Raw genomic sequence first — 7,639 nt, 5'->3', positions numbered from 1 at the left:
CCTATTCCCTATTCCCTAGCGCGTTCATGTCCGCGAAGCGGAAAGCGCTATATGTCTCACTGTTACAGCGCTTCGCGCTAGGCAAAAGGCAAGAGGCAAAAGGCAAAAGTCGTGTTGAAAAAGGTTTTGAGCGTTCAACCCTGTATTCCATAACAATACCTTCGCCATTTTCCCGTAGGTTGGGTTGAACGAAGTGAAACCCAACGTATTTGTTGGGTTTTCGGCTGTCGCCGACATGCACGTTCCTCAACCCAACCTACGAATCAAGGCATTTTTGGTTTTGGCGAAGGTATTGCCTTAACAGAGCAAAGTGCTGTAAGCGAATCGACTATAGTAGTGGACTGTTTCGACTAAAATAGAGCTTTGTTTGTAGTAAGCACGAAGAGTGCTTAAAAGCCTAGCTGGAGATTGCTCAAGCAATCACTACAAACAAAATCTAATGCATCAAATTAGATGAAACAATCCAGTAGTGCCGTGAAAACCCTAAAATGGTGGGTTACGGCGGATTGAGAGATTGCTATCACAGTCTAGGTTTTAGCCGCCTAACCCACCCTACGCTAATGCACTATTTTAGCTGTGTCATGGCAGTAGGATTGATTAGAACAATACCAAATTATCCCGATGAACCACCGTATCTGAACCTTCATATCCTAAAAGGTCAGTAATTTCATCGGAACGGTGGCCCTTAATTAAATCCAATTCATCACTGCCATAATTGACAATTCCGCGAGCCACTTCTTTACCCTCAAGATCGCAAAGAATCACTGCCTCTGAGGACTGAAATCGGCCCTTGACTCCAGAAATTCCTACCGCTAATAACGATTTTCCGCGATCGCAAATAGCCTTAACTGCTCCCGGATCGAGAGTTACTGTGCCAGAGGGAACCAATCCATTGGCAATCCAGCGTTTACGAGCATTCATAGTTCGGGGAGTGGGATGAAATTGAGTGCCAATTTCTTCCCCATTTAAGATTCGTGGAATTTGATTAGGATAGCGCCCTTGCATAATCACCATCCGCACTCCCGCATTGGTTGCGATACGAGCGGCCGCGATTTTGGTACTCATGCCTCCGGTTCCCCAGGTAGAAGCCTCACCTGCTTCTACTTCGGTTAACTCTTCCAGGCTGCGAACGTGGGAAATCGGTTGGGCATCAGGAACCCGATTGGGATCGGCAGAATAGAGTTTATCGACATCCGTGAGTAAAAATAGCCAATCCGCTTCTACTAGACTGGCAACTAGGGCTGCTAGGGTATCGTTATCCCCAAATTTGCGTCTCAGTTCATCTGTGGCGACGGTATCGTTTTCATTAACAATGGGGATCACGCCCAGATCGAGCAGCTCTTGGAAGGCATCATAGGCGTTCAGGTAGGAAATCCTCGATTCTAGATCTCGGCGCGTCAGTAATACTTGGGCGATCGCTTGATCTAAGGTGCTGAAGAGATCGTCGTAAATCCGCATTAAGCGACCTTGACCTACGGCGGCGATCGCCTGTTTCAGGGCAATATCACGGGGACGCTTTTTCAAACCTAACCGCGAACACCCCACCCCCATTGCCCCCGAAGACACTAAAATCACGCGATGGCCTTGGCGGCGGAGTTGGCTTAGAACTTCAACTAAGAGAGCTAAAGTAGACAGGGAAAGGTTTCCAGTCTGAGGATCGGTCAGGCTAGAAGTCCCAATTTTAATCACAAGGGTCAGGGCCATGGATGGGGTAACGAAGAACGGATTAGAAATGGAATTGTCGGAATCAAGGGAGAGCATCAGACAGTGTAAAGCGCCAGTGCCTCTATAGTGAGACCCGACGCTTTACCAGGGTAAAATATTTACAAGGATTTATCTTTAGGGTCTTTATATGAGCTGACCCCATTTGAACTTAATTCTAATAATTGCATTAATTTGTTGCTGATCCCCGATTCGTAATCTTTTCTTTATATTTCAGTTTTTCAGGTTTTATCAAAATTTGTAAACTTTTGTACGGATGGTGTTAAGCGAGCGCCCAACACCTGAGAGAACCACACCTCAAAGGATCGAACGTGAAAGGGTTGACGATTTTGGCGGGGATCAACCATCGGTTCCACCAGAATTGTAAACATTCCTAAACGATTGCCCGCTAACACATCAGTAAACAAGCGATCGCCAACCATGGCCACTTGATCGAGAGGCAAACCCATCTTATCCACGGCCTGGCGCAGTTTTCGCCGGGAGGGTTTAGCAGCTCCCATCATAAACGGTAAGTCTAAACACTCAGCGATCGCCCGAATTCTTAGCCAATTTAGGTTATTACTCACAAGCCAAATCGAAACTAGGGGCCGAATTTCTGCAATCCAGGTTTGCAGTTCATCGGAAGCCAACTGTGTATTCATGGGGACGAGTGTATCATCTACATCTAGAATGAGACCTTTGAGACCATGCAAACGCAATAAATCTGGCGTTAATTCTAAAATTGGGCCACCGAGTACAAGATCCGGTTGCAGGAGAAGATTAGAAGACATAAGAAAAAATCAGACCCATTCAGGGTTCGTTAACGTTGTTGGGCAACTTGGTTAATGGCTCGGTTATGCTCGTCTAGAGTGCGACTAAAAATATGCGTCCCATCATAACGAGCGACAAAATAGAGATACTCCGTTGTTTGCGGATAAAGCGTCGCCTCTAAACTCGCTTTACCCGGAGCGGCGATCGGAGTTGGAGGTAATCCCGGATTCAAATAGGTATTATAAGGGTTAGGCGTATTCACATCTTTTAAGGTCAAAGGTTGATCCGGGGTTTGCTTAATCCCCAAACCATATTCCACCGTCGGATCGGCTCCTAAAGTCATCCCTGTTTCTAGTCGATTATGAAATACCCCCGAAATCACCCCCCGTTCTTGGGCTACCACGGACTCTTTTTCCACGATACTGGCTAACGTCACCCACTCCAACAGACTTAGATCCGTTTGTTGTTTCGCCTCTTCATACAGAGGTAGGGCGACCCGTTCAAATTGGGTTAGCATTTGTTGTACCACCCGATCTGCGCTCACCCGATCGCCCGAAATCTGATAAGTATCCGGGAATAAAAACCCTTCCAATTTCGGCACAGTCGGTAACCAAGGATAATCTTGAGGAGAAACCTGGTTAACCGCTTCTAAAAACTCTTCAGCACTAAAAAATCCTTGGGCTTCAAAATAATCCCCCATTTGGGCTAACGTCCAGCCTTCAGGAATGGTATAAGTCGCTTGTATCACAGTCCCAGAACGAATCTGAGCTGCAATTTCCGGTAAGGACTGGGTGGGGGACAACTGATAGGTTCCTGCTTGGAACTGGCCCTCTAACTCAGGTTTGAGTTTAGCCTGTAATCTGAGCCATTTCATCCAAATCGTCCAGGCTTGCTCTGAGCGAATCAGTTCTAGATCGGCTAAATCCGCACCAATTTGTTGTCCCGAAGTTCCCAGGGCAATTTCGACTAACACTTGGTTTTCTGCGCGATCGGCACTCGGAGAAAGGACAGGACTAATTGCCCAACTCCACCACCGCCATCCTTGCCACCCAAAAAAGCCCACAACGACGGGAAAAAGAATCAAATAAAAGAACCACTTAGTGATTCGTGAATTGCCGGTTGTCATAACTGGTGAAATATTGCATGGTTTGCTACTGCTGCACCCTGGGAAGTGTGTTTATCTTTTCTCTCCCCATTCTCTCAATTAGTCCAGAGCATTTAAGATCTGTTCTTCTAAATTTTGTTCAATCTCTGGTAATAAATGTTCAATGGATTTGAGGTCAGAGGCAGACAGTTCTTGGGCTTTGCCATTGTCGTTCATTTTCGCTAATAAAAATAGCGGATCTAAAGGTGTAGAAATTTCATACTCATGTTCGCCAAAATAGAAGCTGGCCAATAACTGAAACGATTCTACATTAGAATCGATCTCTTCATCGTCGTCTTCTTCCTCTAGATCTGGGATCTCTCCTTCTACTGTTAGGGTGATCCCCGTGGGTTTGAGCTTCAGATTTTGTTCAGATAAAACTGCCTTAGCTAGGCTAAAGAGTTCATCGATCGCCGATTCATCTTCTACAGCAACCAAGTCTTCCTGATCGCCAGACGTTTGCCAGACAAAAATCTCTACTGGAGTATCTTTGGGTAATAAAACCAAATAGTTTTCGTTTTCATGGGTAAAGGAATATTCAATTGTACATTCTAATTCCTTTCCCTTGGCATCAGCTAAGAATACAGTTAGGGGATCATTCTCCATTGCTTCTTGATCCATGGGGTTACGTCCTATTTACCAAGATGATTGGGGATTTACTTCAACCTTTCATCATACAGTGCTTCGCGCGGTAATGGGGAATGGGGGAATGGGGGAATGGGGGAATGGGGGAATGGGGAATAGGGAATGGGGAATGGGGAATGGGGAGTGGGGAATAGGGAGTGGGGAATGGGGAATGGGTTAGGAGCGATCGTCTAGCCAGCGCTGCAAAATTAAGGCGGCAGCTTGGGCATCAATTAAGTTCTTATTGCGAGAGGGGGAGCGTTTTCGGGAGACCAGTATTTCCGTGGCTTCCACGGAGGTAAAGCGCTCATCGATATACTCGATGGGTAATTTGAGGGTATTCTGGAGGCGATCGCCATACTGTTGGACTTGTTGAGCTTGCGTGCCGAGTTGGCCATCCATGAGATAGGGTAAGCCGACGATTAAAATACTCACCTCTCGCTCGGCAATGATTGGCTTGAGGAGGGCAATATCTTGCTCAAAAGACTGGCGATCGATGGTGGTGAGGGGGGTGGCGAGTAATCCGAGGCGATCGCATCCCGCCACCCCAATCCGTTTCTGACCGATATCTAAACCCAAGGCTGAAATCATGGAATCTCCTCTAACCTTACCCACTCTTCGATCGCGCCGATCGTAATCCTTACCTTCTCGATTATAGACATGCACGACCCATGGATATCAAGTCCAGTCATTGCGAATGGAACACAGTAGAATGAAGCGATCGCGATCCACTCGGTAGTCATGGCGAAGGCTTCCGTGCGCGACTTGGGTGGGGTTTCTATGACATAAATAACGGGTAGCGCCCCATAGGAGAGCAATATTATCATAGGGAAATTGGGTTAACAAAGACTCAGAAGCCATGGACAAGATTACACGCATTCTCCGGTTAAATAAACAACTGTTGGGGGGGACAGCGATTCTGGGATTACTCTCTATCGCCGCTTGTGCCGTTACTGACCCCTCTGGCGCGGCGTTTACAGGGATAGCGAATTTTACCGCCGGGATGGTGGGGAATAACCTGGGGGAGTTTGTTAAGAAATTACTCAACCATCGCGAGATATTACAGAATCAAGACTTGGCTAAGGCTGCGGGTCGCACGGTGGCACGGACGTTAATTGAGACGGTTGCGCCTCAGTATCGGGAGATTAAAGGGGAGTTAGAGCGGTTTGGGAAACAGATTGAGGGCTATTGGCTAGAGTGGGCCAAGCAACACCAGAATGTAGAGCTGTTTGAGAAGGTTCAGGAAGAACAGCTCGTCGAGGTTTTTTCTCGTCACCCGGAAGCGTTTGACGAGTATCAAGTATTGCCAGAGGAAGGGTGGCGCGAGGTGGTGGAGTGGCTGTTTGAGCAGGGACGCAAGCAGGGGCAGTTGTTGGGGGAGGTGACAGAATATGAGGATATTATGGAGGCTTTAGTATCGGAATTATCTAATAATTTTAATCGTAACTTGCGGGAAGTGCTGAAAGATGATGCGGGGGAAAGCGGACAAGCGTTTGCCTCGATGTTGTTTAATTTACATGGAGCCACGTTAGCCAAACTGGACAACATTGAGCAACGGTTGCAACAGATGCCCACTCGCGAAGAGTTTTCGCGCATCTGTGCCGAAGCGTTGCGGCAGCAGCAGCCCCAGGAGAAACGGGCGAAACCTTGGCCGGGTTTGGGGTCGGTGGATACTGTGCCCAAAAAGCCTGACCGCTTTTTGCCCCGTCCCCAGGATGTGGAGGAGTTGAAGCGCCGGGTGTTGAGCAGTCGCCCGGTGGTGATGACGGGACAAGCGCGGAAAGTGGGCGTGCAGGGGATGGGAGGCATTGGTAAAACCGTTTTGGCGGCGGAGTTGGCGCGAGATAATGACGTGCGGCGTAGGTTTGTGGATGGGGTGGTGTGGTTGGAGGTGGGCATAGAGCCGAAACCGATGGAACTGTATAAACGGTTGGCGACTGCCTTGGGAGAGCCGCACGCTTATCAGGAGAATGCAGGCGCGTGGGATGCCTATCTGTCGGAAGTGTTGCGGGATAAGTGTTGCTTGCTGGTGCTGGATGATGTTTGGCAGCAACGGGAAGCGGAACGGTTTGTGGAGGTGTTGGGAGAGGACTGTCAGTTACTGCTCACCACTAGGGATAGCCGCTTGGTGCAGGGGTTGGGAGCGGAAGGCTATCAGGTGGGGATGTTAAACGAAGACCAGTCCTTGCAGTTGTTGGCTCAGTGGGCAGATGTGCATGTGGAGATGTTGCCCCCGGAAGCTAAAGCGGTGGTGAAGGAGTGCGGACAGTTGCCCTTAGCTCTGGCGCTGGCGGGAGCGCAAGTGGGACAAGGAAATAGTTGGGCTGATGTGTTGATGGCGTTGCAGAAAGCTAACTTGAAGTTTTTCGAGCATCCCCACGGCAGCATTTATAAAGCGATAACTACGAGTATCCAGGTGTTGGAGCCGGAGAAACAGCAGGCCTATCTGGAGTTGGGTGTGGTTGCGCCGGACGTGAAGATATCGGAAGCAGCGCTGGTGAAGTTGTGGGGACGGAAAGGGAAGCAGCCAGAGTATCGCCTGCGGCAGTGGTTGACGGAGTTGGCGCAACGGGCGCTGGTGTTTGTGGAGGGCACATCGCCAGAGCGGTGGGTGGCGCTCCATGACGTGCAACAGAAGTATCTCCAGGAGCAGCTCCCGGATAGAGTGAGGGTGCATCGAGAGTTTTTAGCCAGCTATGCGGGGGGGCGGTTTCCCTGGACGGGGGCAGAAGTAGACGGGGAGCGCTATTTGTATCAGCAGGCAGCCTATCACTTCCGGGAAGCGGGGGAAGAGGCGGCGTTGGCCCAGTTGTTGGGTGATTTTGATTGGTTGCAGCAGAAGTTAGAGGCGACGGATATTGAGCAACTGTTGCAGGACTTTGGGCAGGTGGGGGAAAAGGATAGATTTCTCAGTCGCTTAGAGAAGACGTTGCGGATGAGCGCCCATGTTTTAAATCAGGATAAGCAACAGTTGGCCCATCAGTTGTGGGGCAGGTTGCTCGACCGGAAGCAGATGCAGCAGTACGAGTATGAATACTTTTGGCAAAAGCTGCCCAAGGTGGGGCGCTACTTACCCCAACATCGGGGTGGGGGGAAAGTGGAGCAGTTATTACAGCAGGCTCAGGCGCGACAGACCGGAACCTGGTTTCGTCCCCTCACGCGCTGCCTGGACTCCCCCGATGGGGCGCTTATCCGTACCCTTTCCGGTCATAGTGACTTGGTAGGAGCGGTAGCGGTGACCCCAGATGGGAAACGAGCGGTATCGGGTTCAGGGGATAACACGCTGAAAGTGTGGGACTTGCAGACGGGAGAGCAACAGCTTACCCTTTCCGGTCATAGTGACCCGGTAGTAGCGGTAGCGGTGACCCCAGATGGGAAACGAGCGGTGTCGGGTTCATG

The 7,639-nt window shown here is 49.6% G+C and carries 7 protein-coding genes; 1 reads left to right on the top strand and 6 read right to left on the bottom strand.

Annotation, left to right across the window (positions count from 1 at the left end):
• Positions 1-597 precede the first annotated feature (597 nt).
• The 6 genes from proB to PMG25_RS21980 form a co-directional block, all read right to left on the bottom strand.
• Complete coding sequence (proB, locus tag PMG25_RS22005; RefSeq protein ID WP_283769045.1) at positions 598-1,704, bottom strand: glutamate 5-kinase; 1,107 nt, start codon at positions 1,702-1,704, stop codon at positions 598-600.
• Positions 1,705-1,943: 239 nt separating this feature from the next.
• A complete protein-coding gene (locus tag PMG25_RS22000) occupies positions 1,944-2,492 on the bottom strand; it encodes a YqeG family HAD IIIA-type phosphatase (protein WP_283769044.1) in 549 nt (182 codons plus the stop codon).
• Between the two features lie 29 nt (positions 2,493-2,521).
• Positions 2,522-3,598, bottom strand: coding sequence for an endolytic transglycosylase MltG (gene mltG, locus PMG25_RS21995; protein WP_283769043.1), 1,077 nt, complete (start codon positions 3,596-3,598; stop codon positions 2,522-2,524).
• A gap of 78 nt (positions 3,599-3,676) precedes the next feature.
• Positions 3,677-4,237: a DUF3727 domain-containing protein gene (locus PMG25_RS21990; RefSeq protein WP_283769042.1), complete on the bottom strand. Its 561-nt coding sequence runs from the start codon at positions 4,235-4,237 to the stop codon at positions 3,677-3,679.
• A 180-nt stretch (positions 4,238-4,417) separates the two neighbouring features.
• Positions 4,418-4,831, bottom strand: a complete 414-nt coding sequence (gene ruvX / locus PMG25_RS21985; RefSeq protein ID WP_347178911.1) for a Holliday junction resolvase RuvX — start codon at positions 4,829-4,831, stop codon at positions 4,418-4,420.
• Positions 4,832-4,918: 87 nt separating this feature from the next.
• Positions 4,919-5,101, bottom strand: coding sequence for a hypothetical protein (locus PMG25_RS21980; RefSeq protein WP_283769040.1), 183 nt, complete (start codon positions 5,099-5,101; stop codon positions 4,919-4,921).
• On the opposite strand from PMG25_RS21980, the gene PMG25_RS21975 reads away from it, so the two are divergent.
• Positions 5,100-7,639, top strand: a 2,540-nt coding sequence (locus PMG25_RS21975; protein ID WP_283769039.1) for an NB-ARC domain-containing protein, incomplete at its 3' end; no start/stop codon positions are given. The genes PMG25_RS21980 and PMG25_RS21975 overlap by 2 nt on opposite strands.

The organism is Roseofilum capinflatum BLCC-M114, from assembly GCF_030068505.1.
Classification (GTDB): Bacteria; Cyanobacteriota; Cyanobacteriia; order Cyanobacteriales; family Desertifilaceae; genus Roseofilum; species Roseofilum capinflatum.
The sequence above is the reverse complement of the archived record's forward strand: the minus strand, read 5'-3'. Positions and strand labels throughout refer to the sequence as shown.